Origin of the sequence: Shewanella sp. SM23 (genome assembly GCF_025654295.1) — a bacterium.
GTDB lineage: Bacteria > Pseudomonadota > Gammaproteobacteria > Enterobacterales > Shewanellaceae > Shewanella > Shewanella oncorhynchi.
Genome location: NZ_JAKKRM010000001.1, coordinates 52,552 through 73,343 on the forward strand (window position 1 = coordinate 52,552; position 20,792 = coordinate 73,343).

Here is a 20,792-nt window from a genome sequence, read left to right on the forward strand (position 1 = left end):
AGGGGCGATAAAGACCGCTTTTTTGAGTTAGCGGGGTAAAATAGCCCAATATTGGCTTAAGCCTCCTCTGCAAGGAATCAGACTGTGCGGCTAAACCTGTTAATTTGGGCGCAAAACCTTGGCGCAATTGCTGCAAAAATTTGCGCATAGGATGGCGTTCAGGGGCGTTCTAAGAATTGCTCTAATTAGAGTGCTGCTAAGAATTGAACTCGGGCTTAGTTGAAACTATTTAAGATGCATAATGAACTCAGAGAATGATGAATCAAGACAATACCCAGATATGAATGTTGCTAAGTGCTCTCCAAAAAGCCAGACAATGATAACCATCAGCCGCAAGGCTTTGTCCTGCAAGGCCCTCAAATGACCGACTCCAGAACATCTAGCAAAAACGGCGTGAATGTGGATCTATTTTTTATTCCACTGAGTGATATTTCATTGCCGCAAACATCACTCGCCGAGTCTTGGTTAAGTGAGGATGAACTGGCAAAGGTTGCGCGTTATCGCGATCCCAAGGCGCAAATGAAGGGATTACAGGTCAGGGCAGCGTTGCGGGCCGTGTTATCTCGCTATGCTGATTTATCGCCACACGAGTGGTGTTTTGAATATGGCGCTAAGGGTAAGCCGAGTTTAACGACAAAATTGCAACAGCAAACGGGGCTTGAGTTTAATTTAAGCCATAGCGGCGATTGGTTATTGATTGGTGTGACTCAGTTTCATGGTGTTGAGTCTGGTTTATTTGGGGTCGATATTGAAAGATCGCGGCCGAAGACGGATATCTATCCAATCCTAAATCATTATTTTTCCGCCCAAGAAACGTCAGCCTTGCTCGCTCTCGCCGATGAAGCGAGTCAGCGGCAGCGCTTTTTCGATTTATGGGCGTTAAAGGAATCCTATATTAAGGCGACTGGCCTAGGTTTAGCGCAGTCGCTTAAATCCTTCGGCTTTGATCTAAAGCCATTCGATAAATTGGTGGCCGGATCTGTTGAACTTAGATGCCAAGATGCAGCGTTGATGCCGTTCTGTGGTGTGGCGCCTTTGCTGAGTGTCTATCCTAATATCCCGCTGCAAACCATTGATGCAAGTTCATTGTATTGGCAAACCTATTTTGGGCGTTTGACCGAGGAATACCGTTTTGCCGTGAGCTTAGGGCATGCTGGTAACACCGAGATTTCCATAATGCTAACGGCGCAACTGAGCAGCATAGAAGCCTTACTTGCCAATTATGGTTAACTTGTCTTATTCATCTTCGGTTAAACATTGCTGGGTATAGTCACGCCCATAATATTTTGAATTTGAATGAAATAAATGAGGTTTAACAATGAAACGGATTAAGTGCCTAATACCTGCCACTATGATGGTGTTGCTATCTGGTTGTGGTTATTTTGGTGGCGATGAAAAGCAGCAATTGGAGCAGGCTTGGTTAGCCCAAGATCCACAGTTGCAGCAAGTGGTTGAGCAAATTCGTGCCAATGGCTTAGATGTTGTGGCTCAAAGCGCGGCAGCAGGCACAGTTTCGGCCTGTGTGGCTGAAAAACTCAGCCAAGATCCGCTGGGTAAGTTAGTCAATGTTGAAGGCTCGCTGGTGGAGTCGGCTAAAGTGGCAGAACTGCTGGGTGACTTACAGAAAGTAATGGAGCAAGACATCAGTTTTGATCAGGTCGCGAGCTTGCTACAAAAGGGCGCCGATGCGGCGGTTTATGCTAAAAGTCTTATCGAGCAACAAGGTTTAGATCAAGCCTTACAAAGCCTTAAGCAAATGGTGACCGCGAGCGAGCAATTTGCCCAGCAAGACTTAGGCGCACATTTTCAGCAGTTATTGCTTGAGTGCAAAACTTCAGTCCCAACGCCAGAGTCAGCGAATTAATTCTCTTATTTTAATCTGGCCTTTAAAGATTGCACAAGAGAACATGTCGTGCAAATGGCTATCCGTACTTCACTCTTTTGCTTACAGAACACGACTCGCCAAGTGTCAGAATGGTTAGTGCTAGTGTAATTTTTCCATAAAACGCCCTGAAGATTCAGGGCGTTGATTTGGTTATTTCGCGCTTGGTAGTGGGACGATTTCAAAGCTTTCATCGAACTTTACTAAGGTCGACGCTATCTTACCGAAGGCATCTTTATCACCCTCTAACTTGGCAGTACCCTTAGCCAGTAACTCTTTAAGTGTGACTTTTCCGAGTAAAATCCCCGTAATATAGCGTTTATCAATATAAAGATTGGCATCGGCCTCCATCGGTTTATCAACCTTAATATTGCTTAAATTACCGTTACTTAGTTCAACATAGAGCGTTTCTTGGGTGTCGGGGTTAATCACATTAAGCCTGATTAGCCCAAGTTCAGCAGCTTTGAGGCTATCGACTTTTACGGCGAGGAAGTCAAATAGGGTCGATATGTCCATTTCTCCTAAAATATCTGCAGAGGCCGATTTAGGCGCGCCGGGTTGAATGCCTACGCGTAACTCTTGGGCGCCAGTGAGGTAAATGTTGCGCCAGCCAGCACCTTCGGCTTGATAACCCAGTTGCTCATAGGTATCGGCAAGTAATTGTCTTGCCTCTTTGTTATTAGGTTCTGCCATCACGACTTTATTGAGTGCGGTGGCCACAAAACGGTACTCGCCTTGGGCATAGTCGGCTTTGGCGTGTTTCACTACGGCTTTGGCACCGCCCATATACTCCACAAATTTCGTCGCTTCATCTTTTGTCGGTAGTGGGTTTAAGTTGGCGGGATTCATATCGAAATAGCCAAGGTACATGTTGTACACGGCTTTGGCATTATGGCTGTAGGTGCCATGGTAACCATTGGTGTACCAAGTATCGCGCACAGCCTTAGGGATAGTGGTTTGAATCGCATCGCCAATATCTTGAATACCCACGCCATTATTGGCTAAACGCAGGGTTTGATTATGCACTAGGCCATAGTTATCCCTTTGCATTCTTAAGTATTGGTTTATATCAGTATTGCCAAATACGGGGGCTGAGTGGGCAGTGAATATAACCTGTGCATCATTACCAAAATGAGTCAGTAATTCGTTGATATCCTTAGACCATTTTATCGCATCTCGAACTTTTGCCCCGCGTAAGGTATAAATGTTGTGCATGCCGTGGAAGGTGAGCTCTGCGGTCCACAATGCTTTCATTGAGGGAATATAGGTGGCCATTTCCGAGGCGGCTTCTGTGCCTGAGGCATCCATAAACACCATGTCGATACCATCAATGGTGAGTGTTTCCCACTTGTCTTTGGCATTTAAGGTGACATCGGGTTTAACGTAGGTCACTTCGCCTTTGGATAATCCCTTAGCAAGTGCGGCATCGACAATGCCTTGATCGTTTCGCTCTAATGTTGCGCCGTATTGATAGGCGGCGCGGCGGCTCATGGCATTACCGGCAAGCACGTTTTCGTCGACAATTTCTTTGGTGATGTTATTGGAACCATAGACTTTGACGTTTGGGAACATGTCTTTGATGGCGCGGGAGCCGCCAAAATGATCTCCATGACTGTGGGAATAAATCATTGCGACTACGGGTAAGTTATTGCCCTCTGGCAAGTGTTTTAGCGCAAATTCGAGGGATAATTTTGCCGCTTCTTTGGTCAGCAGCACGTCATAAAGGATCCAACCCGTTTTACCGCGGATAAGGGTTAAGTTCGATAAGTCTGTGCCACGCACTTGATAAATGCCATCTGTGACCTTGTATAAGCCGTTAGACACCATATTCAACTGGGCTTGGCGATAAAGTGAAGGGTTTACTGTGTCTGGGGTTTTGTCGCCAATAAAGCTGAAATCGGCACGTAAAATGGCTGCTGTTGGTTCATCTAGTTCAGCAATAAGATTTTTAGAAAACTCTTCAAAGGCTTTTTTATCGGCAAAATTAAGGCTTGCTGCCGTGGCTTTGTTTACCGCAATGGTTTGCTCGGTGGCAGGCTTTCCCTGATAGTGCAGGCTAATATGTTCATGCTCGTGTTCCGCGGCCACGGCGCTTAAAGAGAAGCTTGCGATAATACTCATTGTCATCAAAGATTTTTGCATTATTTTACCTACTAAAAAGTGGGATAGTGTCGTTGATGGTTTGAGTATAGCCAGCTTGTGTATTTAGATAACTCGAGTTAGCTTGGGTTGTAATATTCATATAGTGAATGAGTGCGCTCCCTTATGCCGACACGAAAGCCATTAGATTTAAATTTATTACGCGTGTTTATGGTGGTTTACCGTACTCGTTCATTCACCCAAGCGGCGCAGGAGTTAGATTTAACTCAGTCTTCCGTGAGCAATGCGATAAGCCGGTTCAGGGCTTGGGTCGGGGAGTCGCTGTTTAATCGAGTTGGACGGGGAATTGAGCCTACATCGGTGGCACGGGAGATGTACCGTAAATTTGAGCAGCCCATGGCGGATATTGAAACCGTATTACTGGGGTTTGAGCATTTTGATCCCAACTCGAGCCAGCGGCGCTTTTATGTATATGCTAATGAGTCGGTTATCGAAGCGCTGCAATCAGGCGTGCAGGCTTTATTACAGAATGCGGATATTGAAGTCATTTTCCGCGAGTCGCCGCCGCAGGAGGATGAGCTATATCGCGATATTTTGCTTGAGCGGGTCGCCGTTGCCATAGACATTAAGCCCGCGCAGCAAAGTTTGCTCTCGAGCAAATTACTCTTCACCGAAACCCTCGTTTGTATCGTCAGTTTGCAGCATCCTCGTATTCAAGGTGCTATCACCCATGGGCAGTATTTTGAGGAGAAACACGTCTTTTTAAATATGCGGCGTTTTAATTTGACTGCAGGGGATTTGTTTACCGAAGGCGTGTTACCAAGGCGCAAAATGTACAGTGAGCAATCATCTTTATTGAGTATGTTTGCAACTGTCGGCAAAAGTGAGACGATAGGCATAGCGCCTTTGCGGTACGCCAGTCAGTACGCTGAGATGTTCGGCTTACAGATTTTACCTATGCCCCTGAAAACAAGGCCAATTGATTTGTATATGGTGTGGAGCAGTAAATATACCCAAAACCCGAGCCACCAATGGCTACGGCGTTTATTGCTCAATGCGAGTGCAAATACTGTGAATAAAAAAGCTCTGAATCTAGCGAGCAGCTAGGGCTAGCGATTCAGAGCTTTGTTGCAGTTTTTAAATTTTATTTTCTATCTCAGATTGTTAATCTAATCGCCTAAGAAGGTCATTACTGTCTTGCGAGTCTGTGGCTTTCACCAGGTTGCTCGAAGTCACTGCGATAAGGGTTGATATCTAAACCACCGCGACGCGTGTAGCGGGCGTAAACTGTCAATTTAGTGCAATGGCAAAAACGTTTTAAATCGACGAAAATTCGCTCGACACATTGCTCGTGGAATTCGTTATGTTGGCGGAAAGAAATCAAATAGCGCAGCAGTTTCTCGCGATCGATTTTAGGGCCTTGATAACGGATCATCACGCTGCCCCAATCGGGTTGCGAAGTGATCAAACAGTTGGATTTCAGCAGGTTTGAATTAAGTGTTTCCGCGACCGTTTGCTTATCGTCTGTACTGTTAACTAAGTAATCAGGATTAAAACTATAATCGCTGACTTCAATATCGAGATCGTCAATACAAGTGCCTGGTAACTCAATAATACGCTGAATACCAAAGCTTTTGGGCTCGATAATCTTAACGCTAACATCACCTTGAGCACACTGACTTAAGTCTTGCACTAAGGTTTTTTGCAGTGAATCTAGGCTATCAAACTTGGTTTGATTAAAGCTATTGAGATACAGTTTGAACGATTTCGACTCAATCAGATTCAGGCTTTCATAACTTAAATGAAATTCAGCTATGGCCACCATAGGCTTACCTTTGGCATTTAACCAAGACAGCTCATAACCCGTCCAGATATCGGCACCATGAAACGGTAACGTCCCAGTGAGTGCAATAGCATTACGGTTTAGTGAGCGTGGAACCCCTTGCAGCAGCGACGCATCATACTCGGCTTGGTAGTCGGTGGCTTTACCTAAAGTCAGGCCAACAAGCGCTTGCGCATCACTATAGGGATCGTGATTCTGTGTCATCAATACTGTTTCCATGTCAAAATAGGCGCACATTATACCTGAAATTGGATTGTGCTTAAGTGTCTTGTCTGCCCGCACTCGATAAATTTTTGCAAAACTATCATCAAGCTTACTTAACGAGTTTAGGTGAACTACCGCGTTATTACCCACAGGGTGAGCCTTCTGTGTGTATTCAAGGCGAATTTCAACCGGATCTTGAACAGGCTGTTTCTTGGCAGCCAGTGAAACGCAAAGTTGAAGGCAGTTTCGCCAATGTAGAGCATGCACTGGAGTTAACTTTATGGCCAGAGATCAATGATTTTTACGGTCATTATTTCTCCGCACCAGTATTATTTGACTCTAAGTGGGGCACGGGGGAGTTACTGCAAGTCTGGAATGATGACGATTTTAACTGCCTGCAACAAAACTTGATTGGTCATCTGATGATGAAGAAAAAACTGAAACAGTCACCGACTTGGTTTATCGGTCTGTTAGATGAGGGAGATAAAATGCTCACCATCAATAACAGTGATGGTAGCGTATGGATTGAAATCCCTGGTGAAGTGCAATCTGAGCAATTGTCCTCGAGTTTGACTGCGTTTATTGAAGCATTATCGCCACGGATAGCACCACCCGTTAAACATGAAGAACTACCTATGCCCGCATTAGAACATCCTGGTATTTTCGCCAGTTTTAAACGTATGTGGCAAAACCTTTTCGGTAAACGTTAACTTCTGTGAGCGACATTTTTATTATCAACCTAAGTATTAACTCAACCTAAGCGTGGCTTATCTTAGGTTGAGTTTTGCAAGGGATAAACAGATGTTATTGATGATCCCAAGACAGATTCGACACTATGCGGCAAGGCTCGCAGCGAAAATGAAACATATCCAATAAAGGTTCATCGAGTTTCCAATCATGACTGCCACAACGTGGGCAAGGTCGCGTTTTTTCTGAGGCCAAATCTTGGCCGCCAACGCGATATAAGTAGTAATAGGTCGGGATCTGAGTGAGATATTCGATACGACCGCGCAAATCCCAACCTCTGCGAAATAAATCACTGTCAGAACTCGATAATTCCTCTAGCGCGGCAAATTCTGCCTTGGTGGCCGCTGCCATTTGCAGCTCGTCGCAGGCTTGCCATTCGCTCTGCCAACGGATAATACGTTTATGATCGCCATTAAAGGTTGCGGGTATACGGTACAGGGGAATGGGCAATAAATTGTCGCCGCTGCGTAGGGGCGAGCACATATGCACAAAACTGGTATATAGCAGTTGCCAGCTGGGTGTTTCGGTATTACTTACTTCAGAATTGATATCCTGACCAATAAACTTTTCCCGCGGCGCGAGTAGTTTAGCGTCGGTTAATTCTACTAAGGCTTTTTTGACCCAAGGGCTGTGATATTTGTGCGCTAAACTGTTTTTCTCTGGCATCAATAAACGCACTCTAAACTCACCGTCATTAAAGGCGACCGCAAATTCTCGTCCTAAGATTTGGCCATTAGCTCGATAGGCTTCAAGGAGCTGATTGATGGCCTTCTCGGCGGCAGATATCGTGGTGTCGGCGAAGCATTCGAAGCGCAGTTCAGTGACAAACATTAAGCTGTTTTTCCTTGGATTTCTAATAAGTTGATGCGTTGTTTAAGTTCAAGCAGTTCGTTTTTTAATTGCATTATTTCTGTTTTTTGCTGCTCAGCATGACGTTCAAAATACGCCTGTTGCATCTGCAGGCGCTCGGCGAGCACTGCAAGGGTTAAGGTATCGTTAGTTGCGGGAGTGTCAGTTGTAGGGCTGATAGTTTGCAACTCAGCTAAACGCTCGCGATCCGCCTTAGGCATAGATTTAAATTGCTGTAAGCCTTGGATCAATATAGGTAAAGGTAGGCTACTACCTAAACGGGTTTTAATTAAGGCAAGGCTCGGTACTTTACCGCAGGCTTCGAGCGAACGTGCGGCCGCTAATACTTGGTCAAGGGGACTCATAATTAGCAAAATTCCTTAATTTGTTGAATTGTTTAAACCAATTTTAAAATAATAATTAATTTTTTCATTTAAAAACAGTGTGTTGTCTTGTGGCATTTATTTTGCTTATTGTCCAGCCGAAATACCATTTTTTAAGCTTCAATAATAATTACACAGGATGTCACATGATGAACCATAAATTGAATAACAAACTTATCGCCATCACTTTTTTAGGGCTCGCAAGCTTAGGTCTTAGCGGCTGCGTGGTCAATGTCGGTGATGGAGAATCGGGCTGGGATAGCAGCGAATCTTGGGAGAAAGTGCAGGATAAAAATCGCACTAACTTAACCAAGCTGAGCTTAGGTATGCCTAAAGACCAAGTGATGATCTTAATGGGCACCGCTGATTTTAGTGAAGCCTATATTCAACAAAGTGCTCAACAAGGTGAAGCCAATAAAGAAGTCTTAGTGTTGTTTTATCGTACCCAGCGTAATAATGGCGATGGAAAAACCACTAAGGATGAATGCACGCCTATCGTGCTGAGCAACAATGCCTTAGTGGGTTGGGGTGAAACGGCTTACGGTAAAATCTGAACCAACGAGTCTTATCGTTTACGTAGCTGAGTGTCTAATTGCTCAATGGGCTCAGTCCAGAGGGCATCGGCTTCTAAACCTTCAATGATAAAGCTCTTTTGGGCTGGGGTCCAAAAGGGCGCTTGGCTTAAATGGATGTGATGGTCGATATCATGGGTTGCAATAAACTGCGCTATGGCCTCGTCGCTACTGTCTAAACCGAGTTGCTCAAACAAGTGGCTTAAGTCTACTGGAGTTGTATCCATCATTATTTCCTTTTCAGTATAGTGCCTTCGTTTAGAGTAAGCGCCTGATTGAAAAATGCAATCTATGATTAAAATTTGCACTTTTTAGTTTCCTTGGTAGATTAACAGTTACGCATAAAAAAGTGTGAGCTAAGTCAAGGAATGCTAACGATGGACAATGAAATTCTGGAGGACTGCCGCGCAGTCTATTTGACCGCGGAAGACTTACGCATTGCCGCTTCTATTCTCTATAACGCTTACCATGATGATCCTTTTTTTGTCGATTCACTCTTTACCTCAGACAAAGCCGCTTATGAGCAAAAATTGCGCGCCGCAATCAGGGAAGAACTCAATACGTTATGGCAACAAAAACAAGCCCTCATAGGTTTATTCGACCATGAAAGACTCTTTGGGTTAGCCTGTGTAGTTACTCAAGAAGTGCCTTTAGGGGAAGGGCGTTATTGGCATTGGCGCTTAAAGATGTTGTTAGGTACAGGTTGGCAATCGACTCAAGCACTAATGAACAAAGAGTCCAGTATTATTGAACTTTTACCCAGTAAGCACTGCGGTATTTTGCAGTTTATTGCTCTTGCACCAAATGAACAGCACAAAGGACTTGGACATAAGTTAGTGCAAGCTGTGGTGAGTTGGTGTGATGAGCAGCCTGATTTGGATGGCATTGGTGTGTTTATCGCTCAGGAGAACCACTTGCAACTGTTTACTCAGCATGACTTTGTATCCATAGGCGAGCTGAGTATCGGCAGTATCCATGGCCAGCTTTTATTCTATTCGGTTCAACAAGATGACTAACTCTTATAAACGTTTCGCCGATTTTTATCCTTTCTATTTATCCCAACACCAGCACCCGACTTGTCGGCAATTACACTTTGTTGGCAGTTGTTTAGTTCTGCTGCTGATTGGCATTGCCTTGGTTTCACAAGCCTGGTGGCTATGCTGGTTTATTCCTATTGTTGGTTATGGTTTTGCATGGGTGGGACACTTCGTATTTGAGAAGAATCGACCCGCGACATTTCAGTATCCTTTTTACAGTTTGATGGCAGATTGGGTGATGTTTGCGCAGATGATTCGCCGCTTTTTTAAACATTAAAAAAATTGCCCGAGTGAGATGCCCATGCCAGTGTGAGAGATCGCTTACAAACGTTGTAGGACATAATGTTTTCTTTTTGATTGTTTTTTGTCCTGCAATGTTTAATTTTAAATAGAATCATTGGGTTGTATTTGTTTTTCTTTGGTTGGTCCGTAATTAATCTTGTAGTCCGTTCTTTGAGCCGAACAAAAACGTTAGGGTTAACGTAGAATTCACTCATGGCCAAAGCAAATGGATAGCAAGGAAAGCAAAACAGGCCAAAGGGACGCAAGAAGCAACGAATTAAGATTTCAAGGTTGAAATCGCTGACGGTAGGAAAACTGTCATTCGCCTCGGATAGGCTAAGGAAAAGCAGGATTGCTGGAAAAGCAGGATTGCTTTTCAAGGATGATTAGGGACAGTGAGTTGTATCGTCAGGATGATGAATTTCAGGAAGAATACAGGACACGCTTAAGGATTAAGCATGAACTCGAAACAGGATGTGTCGAGATAAGGATAAAGTATAAGGGTGAACAGCTTGTACTAATCTATGGAAAATAAATTTTGCAGGATGCAATAGGAATAAGTCATAGGAAGTGACAGGCTCTGTAAAAAGGATTTACAGGTCAAGGGACTGAGTGTTATCTCACGTAAGTTTGATACACAGGGACGAAAAGGGATTACAGGGACGACGCAGGACGCAAGCAGACGCATGGATGGTGCAGGGAGCACAAATCGAGCAGGACGGCTTACAAAGGATAAATGGGGCGCACTTTAGTTGCGCCCTTTTCTTTGGTTCATTTTCAGCATTAATCTGGCTTTGCCAAGCTATAACGCTATTCACACAGACTTTATCTTAACGCTGCTTAAAGACATCTTGCCGTAAAACATGTTTACCAGTCTTACTTCTCTTATTGCCAATGATTTACTCTCTGTGTTCTGGTCATTCGCCGAATGCTTGTCGAATTTTGAGCGATAGCGGTTTATGCATAAGTCCTTCAGGGGAGAACATCTAGCACTTGCTTACTTTTGATTTGAATTGCCATCCTCCGTGTAAGAGGTCTCTCACAAGTATGTAAGTAATTTGTAATTCTAAAGGGTGGTTATGTCTCTGGGTTAGTTATTATTTTAATTTATATCAGTAGGTTAACCTGTTTGTTATCAGTTGGGCTCACCATTTTTGTTAACATTTTAAATAATCCACAATGAGTACTTTCGTTGGTTGGCGTAGAATTCATCTTGTAGAAGGAATTGCGGGCAACAGGATGTTGGCGATCAGGATGATCGAACAGTGACTAAGGAATGTGACTTAAGGAAAGATAGGGATATAGGCCTTTCAGGATGAAAGAGAGCCAATACCAAGGAAGGGAGACTATCAAGGATTGATAGACTCATTGCATAGGATGGCAATGGCACAGGGAGTGCAATTGAATGGATGCAATACCCGTTTCATGGATGATGATGGAACCGCTCAGGAAAGAGCAAGCTTGGGACTGGATGACCAAGAGATAGGGAAGTACATGAGTACAAGGACCTCAAGGATTGAGCAGGGATGAAGCAGGACGCAGATTGACGCATGGATGGTGCAGGGAGCACAAAAATAGCGGGATAGCTTAACAGAGAATAGGAGGGCGTGGCTTTAGGGCCGCGCCCTTTCTTTTATAACTTTTACAGTGAGTTATTTTTTAGCCGTATTTACGATAAAAAAAGAATGATGTCTTGCTCTCTATGTTGGCTCACATTTTATTTGAGCCAACATTGTCGATAAAAGCTTAATGGCATTTGCCTGAGTTACAACCACTTTGCGTACCACACCCGCCAAACTTACCCTGTGACGTTGGGGCTTCATGCCATTCAGGCTCAGGGAAGATAGGCCATTCAATCTTTTGAATTTTCTTGCCTTGCATCCAAATATGGCCACGGTATTGGTTAATGCCGTCGGTGCTGAATTCAAATAAATATTTCGCCTTCCAGCAGATCCCCGTCGTGCCGCCAATGCTAGGGCGGGCAGTTTCCATGGCAATGGCTAACAGTTGAACTTTTTGTCGCCAACATTCTTTTTCGGCAAAAATACGGCTCAACTCTGCCATTTGGCGTAGTTGCCAAAAGAATGCGGCAATCACGACGAGGCCAATAATTAACAGTAAATCTGACATCATTTGCTAGCTGCCTTAAACAAACCACCTATGGCTTGTGATAGTTGAACACTTCGATTGGGATTTCTTAATTCGCCTAGTAGTTGATTGCGCAAACTAGGAATTGCCACAATATCAGCAAAGACCTGATTAAAAAAGGCTTGGGGCTGCAGTGCCAGAGCTTCTAAGTAAAGACTGCGACTTGAATCTTGTTTTAATACCGACCAGTTACGTCCGGCAATGCTGATGAGGGCATTGGTATCTAAAGAGGATTGGCCGTGTAGATGCGCAAACGCTTTTTGGCTGTGTTTGGCGCTAGAAGCCAAAGCGCGAAGGAAATAGGCTTGGTGCTCTGGCGCTGCGTCTTGAAGTTTCGCGAGAATCTTATCGGCGAGTGTGTCGCTAAGCTGTAAGTGTTCAAGGCATTGGCATAGGGCGATTTGCACTTCGATAGCGGCTGTATCAAAACTCGATACCAAGTGCTGCTCATGATCAAATTCTTTTGCGCGTACACACACATCAGCTATGCCTTGCATTCCAATATGTTGCCATTGTGATGGGGCAATTTGGCCTGACAGATATTGCACGGCAAACTCGTATTGTGATGAAGCGCGCTGGCCAAGTTGTTTACGAACGAGTGCGTTAAATACGGCCAGTTTTTCCTGGCTTGGCTTGAAATTAAACGGATTATTCGCGAGTCGTTCTTGCTGCTCATCACTGAGCGGCTGAGTGGGATCTTGCCCTAGTGCCGCTAATATCATTTCGATAAATTGTGAGCGAGGCGCGGGCGACAGTAATCCTTGCTCATCTAACGCCAGTTTTAGAAACCAAATAAAGTGCTGCTGGCTCGCATCCCAAAAGACAATAGCAAATTGTGCATGCCCTTGAATGGGATAAGGATAAGGGGCTGACAGAGATTCTATTTGGTGAAACGCGAGCATATCAATATGTTGCACCCTACGGCCAAGATCATAGACTTGGAACTGGGTTTTGGCTGTGGTTAAAAACTGGCTTAAAGTTGTAATTTCAGTCATTTGGCTGCCATATCAATCAAAGAGGCTCAATAAATTGGCGCCATTATAGGGGGAAGTGCGTCTGGATGGTATGATTGCGGCACTTTAATCGACCTATTCGGCCAGTGAATTGTGGTGAGTTCTTGAATCGCAATGGCTAACATGAGAATGGATCTGAAAGCTATGTTATACAGTCAAACCCAAGCTAAATTGGCTCAGATTACCCACGCGCTGCAAGCGGCCGAGTTGTGGTCTGAGCAAGCGCCTTCTGCCGCTGCAATGGCAAGCACAGCACCTTTTGCCTGTGATCTTATGCCCCTTGAGCAGTGGCTGCAGTTTATTTTGCTGCCTAGAATGCAGACTTTAATCGAAACGGGGGCGCCATTGCCGACTCAAATTGCGATTGCCCCTATGGCTGAACATGTTTGGCTGGATATGCCCCCGCGCCAAACTTTAATTAGCCTATTGAATGAATTGGATATGTTGTTAAATGAATCAAGATGATATCTGGCTTGAAACGCCTGAAAATGCAGTGAATGTATCCCAAGAGGATGATTCAGAAGAGCAGGCGCCTGAGATTGAAATTCTTTATGAAGATGAGCATTTAGTGGCAATTCATAAACCCGCAGGCTTATTGGTCCACCGCAGTTATTTAGCGCGTCGGGAGCGATTTTTTGCCATGCAGCTGACCCGTGACTTAGTGGGCTGTCATGTGTTTCCTGTACATCGTCTCGACAGGCCGACATCCGGCGTGCTCTTGTTTGCCAAGAGTAGTGAAGTGGCCAATGCTCTGTGTGAGCAATTTGCCTCCCATACGGTTGAAAAACAATATCTGGCTTTAGTGCGCGGTAATATGCATGAGAGCGGTATTTTAGACTATGCGCTTAAGGTTGAGTTGGATGAATTAGGCGATAAGAATGCCGATCCTAATAAAGCGGCGCAGGAGGCTGTGACGGCGTATGAGCCGTTACTCAATACTGAAATTCCGTATCCGTCAGGTCGATATCCCACTAGCCGATTCGCACTGGTACGCTTGAGTCCTAAAACGGGGCGTAAGCATCAGCTCAGAAGACACATGGCGCATTTACGCCACCCCATCGTCGGTGATACCACCCATGGCGATGGTAAGCAAAATGCATTTTTTCGTGAGCATTTCGGTATTAATCGCCTGTGGCTTATCGCAAAAAAACTCACCTTTACACACCCTATAACTCAAACTCGGCTCAGCATAGAAACCGAGCTCGAGCCTGAGTGGGAAACCGTGTTTGCCGAGCTAGGTTGGGATGAGGCGACCTTGAGTCAGCAAGCAGAGTTATTCATCGCCCAAGAGGCGTGAACAGCAAGCGGCCAATGCTTGATATGGTGATATCAACTTAGCCGCGTGAATAAAATTAAGTGCATTCACTTTGCTTTGTTATTGAAACTAAAGTCATCGAATTTAAAACGAGGTGGATTGCTTAATCGAGGAGTTGTGGCGTTTGTGCTGTTTGTGGCCGCAGCTCTTGCATCATGACGGCTAAGGTTGAGAATCCAGACGTGAGTGCAAGTGGCGATATGAGATTTTGCTGGGCGGAGTGGAAATAGTTTTTACGCCGAATATGGGTTGTTTTGTGGTGCTGCTTGAGGTGTTTTTGGCGGGTGGACTGTCGCATTAGATATTTTCTCACGCTCAATGGCTTGATTTATAAAAAATTTGCGCCTTAGCTTGCTCATACGCTGAACAATAAAGTAAGGTCAGCCTAATAAGGTTTGCAACGCGATGTGGAGTGTATCATGAAAAAGGTGAATCTGGTGTTTGGCACTGTATATGGTAGTGCACAATTTGCCGCTGAAACCCTAGAGAAAGAAATGCAAGTTTTAGGTTATGATGTCACATTGTGGCAACCTAATGAGGTAGCAAGCTTTATTCCTCCTCAGGATGAATTGTTAGTGGTGGTGACTTCGACGACCGGACAAGGGGACTTACCCGATGATATTCAGTCTTGGTACCATAATCTTAAACATCTAGCACCCTACTTACCTGAGCTTAGATACAGTGTGATAGCTCTAGGTGATTCAAGTTATGAGACTTTCTGCGGTGCAGGTAAGTCTGTAGATGCACTCTTGAGTGAACTTGGCGCTAAGCCGCTGGTGGAATTACTCGAAATTGATGCCTGTGAAACCATGGAACCTGAGGTTGAAGCGATAAAATGGCTAGAACGCTGGAATCAAGTCGTCAAAACCGAGCTCGTCGCTTAGGTAGTTTCGTCAATCTACAGTGGTTTAAATTTGCCCAGCGCTTAAGCCAAGCGCTGCTTATTCCTATTGCCATTTTACCCGCAGCTGGGGTTATGCTCGGCTTAACTGTTAGTCCGATTCCTTTTATGCCCGAAGAGCTGACAGTGCTGATGCTGGCGGTAGGCAAACTCATTTTCGCCATTATGCCGATGTTATTTGCCGTGGCTGTTGCTATTGGTTTTTGTCGCGATCAAGGTATTGCCGCCTTTTCGGCAGTGTTTGGTTATGGGGTGATGACAGCGACGTTAGCCGCACTGGCCGATTTGTATCGACTTCCAACCCAACCTTTATTAGGAATGGATACCTTAGATACTGGAATTGCAGGTGGTATGATGCTTGGTGGTATTACTTGCCTCGCAGTCCGTTGGAGTCAATATATTCGCTTGCCTGCGATTTTCTCTTTCTTCGAGGGACGTCGCAGTGCATCTTTACTTATTATTCCCCTAGCGATGAGCCTAGGTTATGTACTCGCCCATGTGTGGCCACCCTTAGCTTTATTGATTGAGCGCGTATCCGACTGGGCGGTTTATCAAAAACCAGCCATTGCTTTTGGCGTGTATGGCGCATTAGAGCGGTTACTTATTCCCCTTGGCTTACATCATATTTGGAATGCGCCTTTTTACTTAGAGGTGGGCCAATATCAGTTATTGGGGCATGAAGTCGTTCGTGGTGAGGTGGCGCGCTATTTAGCGGGCGATCCGCAGGCGGGAAACCTTGCCGGTGGTTATCTGATTAAAATGTGGGGATTACCGGCGGCTGCACTGGCAATGTGGCGCTGTGCTGATCCCTCAGAGCGGAATCGCGTGGCGGGTATTATGCTCTCGGCGGGGGCGGCAAGTTGGTTAACTGGGGTGACTGAACCTATCGAATTTGCTTTTATGTTTGTGGCGCCGATTCTATTTATTATTCACGCCTTACTCACTGGGCTCGCTTATTTTGTCTGTATTATGCTGGATATTCACCACAGCATAGTATTCTCCCAAGGGCTGGTGGACTTTACGCTGCTATTTCCATTGTCCCGTAATGCCAGCTGGTTTATTTTCCTTGGGCCTTTAACCGCCATAATATATTACCTGTTGTTTAGACTGAGTATTTTAGCCTTTAATTTGAAAACTCCCGGTAGGCTTGAGCATAACGACAGTAAAGGACCCAAAGAAAGTTTACGGGCGATTATTGCGGCGCTCGGCGGGCGTGAAAATATCGTTGAACTTAATGCTTGTTTGACACGGTTACGCTTGAGCGTACACAAGCCCGAGTTAGTCAATAAGGTGCGTTTGAGTCAGTTGGGCGCTAAGGGCGTGATCGTTATGGGCAAAGGTGTGCAGGTGGTTTACGGCACTAAGGCCGAAACCTTGCGTAAAGTATTGCAGCGTTACTTAGATACTCGCCGCTAGGATTGTGTTTTTACAAAATTAACTGCTTAATTTTTACATTTTATTGATTCAAGCCTCTGAAATATCATTTTTATTTTCGCATTATAGGGTTTTCATACTGTTCAGCATGATTTGCTATGGCAAACTCGATGTAGGGACAATATAGGAGAGCCAACTTTGCAACAAATGACTGAAACTCGCAGTAATACTTCGCCATCCATGGAACGTAAAATCTTACTGACGGATTGCGCCGATGCCCAAGGCCTTATCGCCAAAATCACCAGTGTTTGTTTTACCCATAAATTGAATATCATTAAAAACAGTGAGTTTGTGGATAATGCCCAAGGGCGTTTCTTTATGCGAACTGAGTTAGAGGGCATTTTTAACAGCGAACAGTTATTGCAGGATCTGCGTGACGTACTGCCTACGCAAAATCATATGACGTTAGTTAGCGCGGGTAAAAAACGCATTGTGGTGTTAGTCACAAAGGAAGCACACTGTTTAGGCGATTTGTTAATGAAAGCCTATTACGGTGGTTTAAGTGTCGAGATTGCCGCTGTGGTGGGTAACCATGATGCACTACGTGAATTGGCAGAGAAGTTTAACATCCCTTTTCATCTGGTGAGTCACGAAGGCTTAGACCGAATTCAACACGAGCAAGCACTGTTGGCTGCGGTATCTCAATACGAACCCGATTATTTAGTCTTGGCTAAGTATATGCGGGTATTAACGCCTGATTTTGTGGCGCAATATCCTAATCGCATCATCAACATCCATCATTCTTTTTTACCTGCTTTTATCGGTGCTGCACCCTATCGCCAAGCCTGGGAGCGCGGGGTGAAAATTATCGGTGCGACGGCGCATTTTGTGAATAATTGCCTCGATGAAGGGCCGATCATTAAACAAGACGTCATTCCCGTCGACCACAGTTATAGCGCCTTAGAAATGGCACGTGCTGGGCGCGATGTTGAAAAGAGTGTATTGAGTAAAGCGCTGCAATTAGTGCTCAACGAACAAGTGGTCGTGTACGGCAATAAAACGATCGTTTTCTAAGATGTAGGTGAGTCGTGGCAATGGCATGACATTCAGCGGCGTTTATTTTAACCCGCGTTTGTCATGAAATCAGCTATCATTATGTTTATTGGAGATTTTATAGTGCTCACATTGGGGTGAACATAGCGGTATAGTGTATTACCCATGCTCGAATTACAGGTCGGAGTGCTGGATGTCAACTCGTCAAAGCCTTATTGTTGGAATGAAAGACTTGCCCGATAGTTTGAATTTATCTTGGGCACAGCTAGATGAGCAGTTTTGTGTGCTACGGATGAGCCAAGCCTTTTACAGCCGTTGCAAACGCTCTGCGGCGCAAATCATTAATCAACCCATTAGCCAATTGTTTAGTGCTTTTAATGCTGAACTATGCGCCGATATCGTGAGGCGACGCGGCCAAGAAATAGGTTTTCAATTACAAGATCATCGCGGCATACGTGTGCATCTCGCGCTGCATTCTTTACCTGAAATGGGATGGTACTTGATTCTATCCGACATCAATTTTGAAGATCCGCAGATGAAGGAGTTGCACTCGGATTATCGTCGAGCGATTCAAGCCAGCGATGCTTGGTTGCAACACATAGAAGATGTGATTAAATCCTCCCAAGAAGAAGTATTTAAAGTCGCAGTTTCTAAGGCGATGTCGCTCACTGGCAGTCGATATGGCTTTATTCTGTTGCATAACGAAAAGTTAAAAACACTCACACTCGCTGCGCGTTCTGAGTATCCCCACGCAGAGGCTAATCAAGCCGATTTTGTTGAAGATAATACCCAAGTGTCAGAACTTGAAAGCCGCGTATGGCTCGAATGTGTGCGAGATTATAAGCCGATCATCCAAAATCAAACCGACTCTCAAAGGCGCTTAGGGGATTTGCCCTTAGATAAACTGCTACTTGGAGGGCGTTACTTGGCGGTGCCGATTTTATTTCGCAGTCGCTTAGTGGGCATGCTGTGTGTGGTTGACCGTAACGAGCCCTATAGTCGTAATGATGCGAGATCATTACTGACTTTCGCCAGCATTTTATGGCATAGCATTGAACTACCACGCACATTGCGCGCGGTATCCAGGCAGTCCAAAATCATTAAAGCGCAAAAAGAGCAATTATCTCAATCGTTAACCCAGCTTATTAGTGCCATTTCTGAGGCATTAGAACTGAAAGATGCCTATACCGCAGGGCATCAAAAGTCGGTGGCGCAATTAAGTTATTTGATTGGTGAGAAATTAGGCTTAGACCCGCTGCGTTTAGAAGGACTGAAGATTGGTGCCTTAGTCCATGATATCGGCAAGTTAGCGATTCCATCGCAGATCTTGACAAAACCGTCAAAACTTTCAAAAGAAGAATACGCATTAATTCAGACTCACCCATTACATGGTGCTGAAATTATTGAGGATGTGGAGTTTCCTTGGCCCATTAAAGAGATGATTTTACAGCATCATGAGCGGCTTGATGGCTCAGGTTATCCAGCGGGCTTAAAGGATAAGGCTATTTTATATGAGGCGAAAATTATTGCCGTCGCCGATGTTGCCGATTCGATATTGTCCCACAGGCCTTATCGCCCATCGTTAGGGCTGGAGAAAATGACTGAAGTGCTGCGTGCGGGTAAAGGTACACTTTTTGACCCTGAGATAGTCGAAACTTGTTTAGCGATTTTGATTAATCGAGAGTTGAGTATTAGCGATCATATTGGTGCTGCGCCGCTTGAACCTTTAGTCACGATTTCACTCGACCATGAGTTAGTTGATATTAAGCGTTTACTTACGACTGCCCATGCTAAGGTGGCAGTGGTATTGGATGAGCAACATAAGATACTTGGGGTGATCACGAGTCGCTTACTGGAACATTGGTTTAGCCCATTACTTGGCACTGCGGCTGAGCGTGAACTGGATAGGGCATCTTTACATAAAAAAGCCCATCAGATCATGGAGCATTCAGTGCCTATTATCAGTGAGGTGGCCACATCGGAAGATGCATTACTGCAGTTGAATTTACTAGACTCAGAATATCTTGTGGTAGTGAACAAAGCGCAGCAGCCATTGGGGATTATCGGCTGGCGGGCCATTGCAATGACGAGAAATGCATTCCGTGAAGTAGAGCGCTTGATTTAAGTGCCTTATTAAACACTTTATTTTTAAGCCTGATAATGACAGCGCAACTGTAGGCTAAATGGTGCCGACAATAAAAAAGATGCCCTCGGGCATCTTTTTATGAAACTCATGTTATCGAACGAATACTGTTAATCAACAATACGCAGTAATTCGTTGATACCCACTTTACTGCGGGTTTTTGCATCGACTTTCTTAACGATAATAGCGGCATAGAGGCTGTACTTGCCACAGGCAGATGGTAGGTTGCCAGAAACAACCACAGAGCCTGCTGGTACACGACCGTAATGCACTTCGCCAGTTTCGCGATCGTAAATTCGAGTGCTTTGGCCGATATACACGCCCATAGAAATCACTGAGCCTTCTTCAACCACCACGCCTTCAACAATCTCAGAACGTGCACCGATAAAGCAGTTATCTTCGATGATGGTTGGGCCCGCTTGCAATGGCTCAAGTACGCCACCAATACCTACGCCGCCAGATAAATGCACGTTTTTACCGATTTGTGCGCATGAGCCAACCGTTGCCCAAGTGTCAACCATAGTGCCTTCATCAACATAGGCACCTAAGTTCACATAGGATGGCATCAACACGGTATTTTTACCTATGAATGAGCCTTTACGTACTGTCGCCGAAGGCACTACACGAATGGCTTCCGCTTTAAAGCGGGCTTCATCATATTCGGCAAATTTTAACGGCACTTTGTCGAAGTATTTGGTTTCGGCGCCATCGATAACCACGTTATCGAAAATACGGAAGGACAGTAATACCGCCTTTTTCAGCCATTGGTGCACATGCCATTGTCCGTCGATTTTCTCGGCGACACGGACTTCACCTTTATCGAGCATATTGATGACATTTTGCACATCGCTGCGCACACCTGCGTCAACTGTGCTTGGTGTGATGTCGGCGCGCGCTTCAAAAGCCGCCTCAATACGTTGGCGTAAAGCCTCCATTTACTTCTCCC

At 45.0% G+C, this 20,792-nt stretch carries 22 protein-coding genes; 13 read left to right on the forward strand and 9 right to left on the reverse strand.

Going from position 1 to position 20,792, the window contains the following annotated elements:
• The first annotated feature begins 360 nt into the window (after nucleotides 1-360).
• Both L5L98_RS00175 and L5L98_RS00180 read left to right on the forward strand, forming a co-directional pair.
• Complete coding sequence (locus L5L98_RS00175) at nucleotides 361-1,230, forward strand: 4'-phosphopantetheinyl transferase family protein (RefSeq protein WP_287478963.1); 870 nt, start codon at nucleotides 361-363, stop codon at nucleotides 1,228-1,230.
• A gap of 88 nt (nucleotides 1,231-1,318) precedes the next feature.
• Nucleotides 1,319-1,864, forward strand: coding sequence for a hypothetical protein (locus tag L5L98_RS00180; RefSeq protein WP_263138097.1), 546 nt, complete (start codon nucleotides 1,319-1,321; stop codon nucleotides 1,862-1,864).
• Between the two features lie 171 nt (nucleotides 1,865-2,035).
• Here L5L98_RS00180 and L5L98_RS00185 read toward each other — a convergent pair whose 3' ends face one another.
• A complete protein-coding gene (locus L5L98_RS00185) occupies nucleotides 2,036-4,024 on the reverse strand; it encodes an alkyl/aryl-sulfatase (protein WP_263138098.1) in 1,989 nt (662 codons plus the stop codon).
• A 123-nt stretch (nucleotides 4,025-4,147) separates the two neighbouring features.
• On the opposite strand from L5L98_RS00185, the gene L5L98_RS00190 reads away from it, so the two are divergent.
• Nucleotides 4,148-5,089, forward strand: a complete 942-nt coding sequence (locus L5L98_RS00190) for a LysR family transcriptional regulator (RefSeq protein WP_173245870.1) — start codon at nucleotides 4,148-4,150, stop codon at nucleotides 5,087-5,089.
• An 82-nt stretch (nucleotides 5,090-5,171) separates the two neighbouring features.
• Here the strand turns inward: L5L98_RS00190 and queF are convergent, their stop codons facing one another.
• Nucleotides 5,172-6,029: an NADPH-dependent 7-cyano-7-deazaguanine reductase QueF gene (gene queF / locus L5L98_RS00195; RefSeq protein WP_105249734.1), complete on the reverse strand. Its 858-nt coding sequence runs from the start codon at nucleotides 6,027-6,029 to the stop codon at nucleotides 5,172-5,174.
• Nucleotides 6,030-6,088: 59 nt separating this feature from the next.
• On the opposite strand from queF, the gene syd reads away from it, so the two are divergent.
• A complete protein-coding gene (syd, locus tag L5L98_RS00200; protein WP_028760624.1) occupies nucleotides 6,089-6,739 on the forward strand; it encodes a SecY-interacting protein in 651 nt (216 codons plus the stop codon).
• A gap of 94 nt (nucleotides 6,740-6,833) precedes the next feature.
• Here the strand turns inward: syd and L5L98_RS00205 are convergent, their stop codons facing one another.
• Complete coding sequence (locus L5L98_RS00205; protein WP_173497098.1) at nucleotides 6,834-7,607, reverse strand: Zn-ribbon-containing protein; 774 nt, start codon at nucleotides 7,605-7,607, stop codon at nucleotides 6,834-6,836.
• A complete protein-coding gene (locus L5L98_RS00210; protein WP_131523814.1) occupies nucleotides 7,607-7,990 on the reverse strand; it encodes a hypothetical protein in 384 nt (127 codons plus the stop codon). Before L5L98_RS00210 ends, L5L98_RS00205 begins: the two co-directional genes overlap by 1 nt.
• A 164-nt stretch (nucleotides 7,991-8,154) precedes the next feature.
• Between L5L98_RS00210 and L5L98_RS00215 the strand changes: the two genes are divergently transcribed.
• On the forward strand, nucleotides 8,155-8,562 hold the full coding sequence (locus L5L98_RS00215; protein WP_028760621.1) for a DUF3192 domain-containing protein: 408 nt from the start codon (nucleotides 8,155-8,157) through the stop codon (nucleotides 8,560-8,562).
• A gap of 11 nt (nucleotides 8,563-8,573) precedes the next feature.
• Here the strand turns inward: L5L98_RS00215 and L5L98_RS00220 are convergent, their stop codons facing one another.
• Entirely contained in the window at nucleotides 8,574-8,807 is a 234-nt protein-coding gene (locus L5L98_RS00220) for a DUF2789 domain-containing protein (protein ID WP_028760620.1), read from the reverse strand.
• A 150-nt stretch (nucleotides 8,808-8,957) separates the two neighbouring features.
• Here L5L98_RS00220 and L5L98_RS00225 point away from each other — a divergent pair, with 150 nt between their 5' ends.
• Together L5L98_RS00225 and L5L98_RS00230 are read left to right on the forward strand one after the other, a co-directional pair.
• On the forward strand, nucleotides 8,958-9,596 hold the full coding sequence (locus L5L98_RS00225; RefSeq protein WP_131523813.1) for a GNAT family N-acetyltransferase: 639 nt from the start codon (nucleotides 8,958-8,960) through the stop codon (nucleotides 9,594-9,596).
• Nucleotides 9,589-9,894 carry a DUF962 domain-containing protein gene (locus L5L98_RS00230; protein WP_263138099.1) on the forward strand — a complete coding sequence of 102 codons (306 nt, stop codon included), beginning with the start codon at nucleotides 9,589-9,591 and terminating at the stop codon, nucleotides 9,892-9,894. The genes L5L98_RS00225 and L5L98_RS00230 overlap by 8 nt, the downstream gene beginning before the upstream one ends.
• Before the next feature lie 1,751 nt (nucleotides 9,895-11,645).
• On the opposite strand, the gene L5L98_RS00235 is transcribed toward L5L98_RS00230, so the two are convergent.
• Both L5L98_RS00235 and L5L98_RS00240 read right to left on the reverse strand, forming a co-directional pair.
• Nucleotides 11,646-12,032: a DUF3301 domain-containing protein gene (locus L5L98_RS00235; protein WP_105249728.1), complete on the reverse strand. Its 387-nt coding sequence runs from the start codon at nucleotides 12,030-12,032 to the stop codon at nucleotides 11,646-11,648.
• On the reverse strand, nucleotides 12,029-13,042 hold the full coding sequence (locus L5L98_RS00240) for a DUF3549 family protein (protein ID WP_263138100.1): 1,014 nt from the start codon (nucleotides 13,040-13,042) through the stop codon (nucleotides 12,029-12,031). The genes L5L98_RS00235 and L5L98_RS00240 overlap by 4 nt, the downstream gene beginning before the upstream one ends.
• A gap of 162 nt (nucleotides 13,043-13,204) precedes the next feature.
• Here L5L98_RS00240 and L5L98_RS00245 point away from each other — a divergent pair, with 162 nt between their 5' ends.
• Nucleotides 13,205-13,525, forward strand: a complete 321-nt coding sequence (locus L5L98_RS00245; RefSeq protein WP_028760615.1) for a YqcC family protein — start codon at nucleotides 13,205-13,207, stop codon at nucleotides 13,523-13,525.
• On the forward strand, nucleotides 13,512-14,357 hold the full coding sequence (gene truC, locus L5L98_RS00250) for a tRNA pseudouridine(65) synthase TruC (protein ID WP_263138101.1): 846 nt from the start codon (nucleotides 13,512-13,514) through the stop codon (nucleotides 14,355-14,357). The genes L5L98_RS00245 and truC overlap by 14 nt, the downstream gene beginning before the upstream one ends.
• A 121-nt stretch (nucleotides 14,358-14,478) precedes the next feature.
• Here truC and L5L98_RS00255 read toward each other — a convergent pair whose 3' ends face one another.
• The gene (locus tag L5L98_RS00255; protein ID WP_105249725.1) at nucleotides 14,479-14,673 is read right to left on the reverse strand and encodes a hypothetical protein; all 195 of its coding nucleotides are present in this window, start codon (nucleotides 14,671-14,673) and stop codon (nucleotides 14,479-14,481) included.
• Nucleotides 14,674-14,794: 121 nt separating this feature from the next.
• On the opposite strand from L5L98_RS00255, the gene L5L98_RS00260 reads away from it, so the two are divergent.
• The 4 genes from L5L98_RS00260 (at nucleotide 14,795) to L5L98_RS00275 (ending at nucleotide 19,828) form a co-directional block, all read left to right on the forward strand.
• Nucleotides 14,795-15,259: a flavodoxin gene (locus L5L98_RS00260; protein WP_113938961.1), complete on the forward strand. Its 465-nt coding sequence runs from the start codon at nucleotides 14,795-14,797 to the stop codon at nucleotides 15,257-15,259.
• The gene (locus L5L98_RS00265; protein ID WP_113938960.1) at nucleotides 15,211-16,692 is read left to right on the forward strand and encodes a PTS transporter subunit EIIC; all 1,482 of its coding nucleotides are present in this window, start codon (nucleotides 15,211-15,213) and stop codon (nucleotides 16,690-16,692) included. Before L5L98_RS00260 ends, L5L98_RS00265 begins: the two co-directional genes overlap by 49 nt.
• Nucleotides 16,693-16,857: 165 nt before the next feature.
• On the forward strand, nucleotides 16,858-17,724 hold the full coding sequence (gene purU, locus L5L98_RS00270) for a formyltetrahydrofolate deformylase (protein WP_263138433.1): 867 nt from the start codon (nucleotides 16,858-16,860) through the stop codon (nucleotides 17,722-17,724).
• Nucleotides 17,725-17,896: 172 nt separating this feature from the next.
• On the forward strand, nucleotides 17,897-19,828 hold the full coding sequence (locus tag L5L98_RS00275) for an HD domain-containing phosphohydrolase (protein ID WP_168823188.1): 1,932 nt from the start codon (nucleotides 17,897-17,899) through the stop codon (nucleotides 19,826-19,828).
• A 128-nt stretch (nucleotides 19,829-19,956) separates the two neighbouring features.
• On the opposite strand, the gene dapD is transcribed toward L5L98_RS00275, so the two are convergent.
• On the reverse strand, nucleotides 19,957-20,781 hold the full coding sequence (gene dapD, locus L5L98_RS00280) for a 2,3,4,5-tetrahydropyridine-2,6-dicarboxylate N-succinyltransferase (RefSeq protein ID WP_028760609.1): 825 nt from the start codon (nucleotides 20,779-20,781) through the stop codon (nucleotides 19,957-19,959).
• Nucleotides 20,782-20,792: the final 11 nt, after the last annotated feature.

Excerpts from the sequence above, each read along its gene's own strand:
- L5L98_RS00245 (WP_028760615.1), top strand. The coding sequence starts at position 13,205 with ATGTTATACAGTCAAACCCAAGCTAAATTGGCTCAGATTACCCACGCG.
- L5L98_RS00265 (WP_113938960.1), top strand. The coding sequence starts at position 15,211 with ATGGCTAGAACGCTGGAATCAAGTCGTCAAAACCGAGCTCGTCGCTTA.
- L5L98_RS00255 (WP_105249725.1), bottom strand. The coding sequence starts at position 14,673 with ATGCGACAGTCCACCCGCCAAAAACACCTCAAGCAGCACCACAAAACA.
- L5L98_RS00260 (WP_113938961.1), top strand. The coding sequence starts at position 14,795 with ATGAAAAAGGTGAATCTGGTGTTTGGCACTGTATATGGTAGTGCACAA.
- L5L98_RS00180 (WP_263138097.1), top strand. The coding sequence starts at position 1,319 with ATGAAACGGATTAAGTGCCTAATACCTGCCACTATGATGGTGTTGCTA.
- L5L98_RS00215 (WP_028760621.1), top strand. The coding sequence starts at position 8,155 with ATGATGAACCATAAATTGAATAACAAACTTATCGCCATCACTTTTTTA.
- L5L98_RS00185 (WP_263138098.1), bottom strand. The coding sequence starts at position 4,024 with ATGCAAAAATCTTTGATGACAATGAGTATTATCGCAAGCTTCTCTTTA.
- L5L98_RS00235 (WP_105249728.1), bottom strand. The coding sequence starts at position 12,032 with ATGATGTCAGATTTACTGTTAATTATTGGCCTCGTCGTGATTGCCGCA.
- truC (WP_263138101.1), top strand. The coding sequence starts at position 13,512 with ATGAATCAAGATGATATCTGGCTTGAAACGCCTGAAAATGCAGTGAAT.
- L5L98_RS00205 (WP_173497098.1), bottom strand. The coding sequence starts at position 7,607 with ATGTTTGTCACTGAACTGCGCTTCGAATGCTTCGCCGACACCACGATA.
- L5L98_RS00275 (WP_168823188.1), top strand. The coding sequence starts at position 17,897 with ATGTCAACTCGTCAAAGCCTTATTGTTGGAATGAAAGACTTGCCCGAT.
- L5L98_RS00240 (WP_263138100.1), bottom strand. The coding sequence starts at position 13,042 with ATGACTGAAATTACAACTTTAAGCCAGTTTTTAACCACAGCCAAAACC.
- L5L98_RS00230 (WP_263138099.1), top strand. The coding sequence starts at position 9,589 with ATGACTAACTCTTATAAACGTTTCGCCGATTTTTATCCTTTCTATTTA.
- dapD (WP_028760609.1), bottom strand. The coding sequence starts at position 20,781 with ATGGAGGCTTTACGCCAACGTATTGAGGCGGCTTTTGAAGCGCGCGCC.
- queF (WP_105249734.1), bottom strand. The coding sequence starts at position 6,029 with ATGACACAGAATCACGATCCCTATAGTGATGCGCAAGCGCTTGTTGGC.
- L5L98_RS00175 (WP_287478963.1), top strand. The coding sequence starts at position 361 with ATGACCGACTCCAGAACATCTAGCAAAAACGGCGTGAATGTGGATCTA.
- L5L98_RS00210 (WP_131523814.1), bottom strand. The coding sequence starts at position 7,990 with ATGAGTCCCCTTGACCAAGTATTAGCGGCCGCACGTTCGCTCGAAGCC.
- L5L98_RS00225 (WP_131523813.1), top strand. The coding sequence starts at position 8,958 with ATGGACAATGAAATTCTGGAGGACTGCCGCGCAGTCTATTTGACCGCG.
- L5L98_RS00190 (WP_173245870.1), top strand. The coding sequence starts at position 4,148 with ATGCCGACACGAAAGCCATTAGATTTAAATTTATTACGCGTGTTTATG.
- purU (WP_263138433.1), top strand. The coding sequence starts at position 16,858 with ATGACTGAAACTCGCAGTAATACTTCGCCATCCATGGAACGTAAAATC.
- L5L98_RS00220 (WP_028760620.1), bottom strand. The coding sequence starts at position 8,807 with ATGGATACAACTCCAGTAGACTTAAGCCACTTGTTTGAGCAACTCGGT.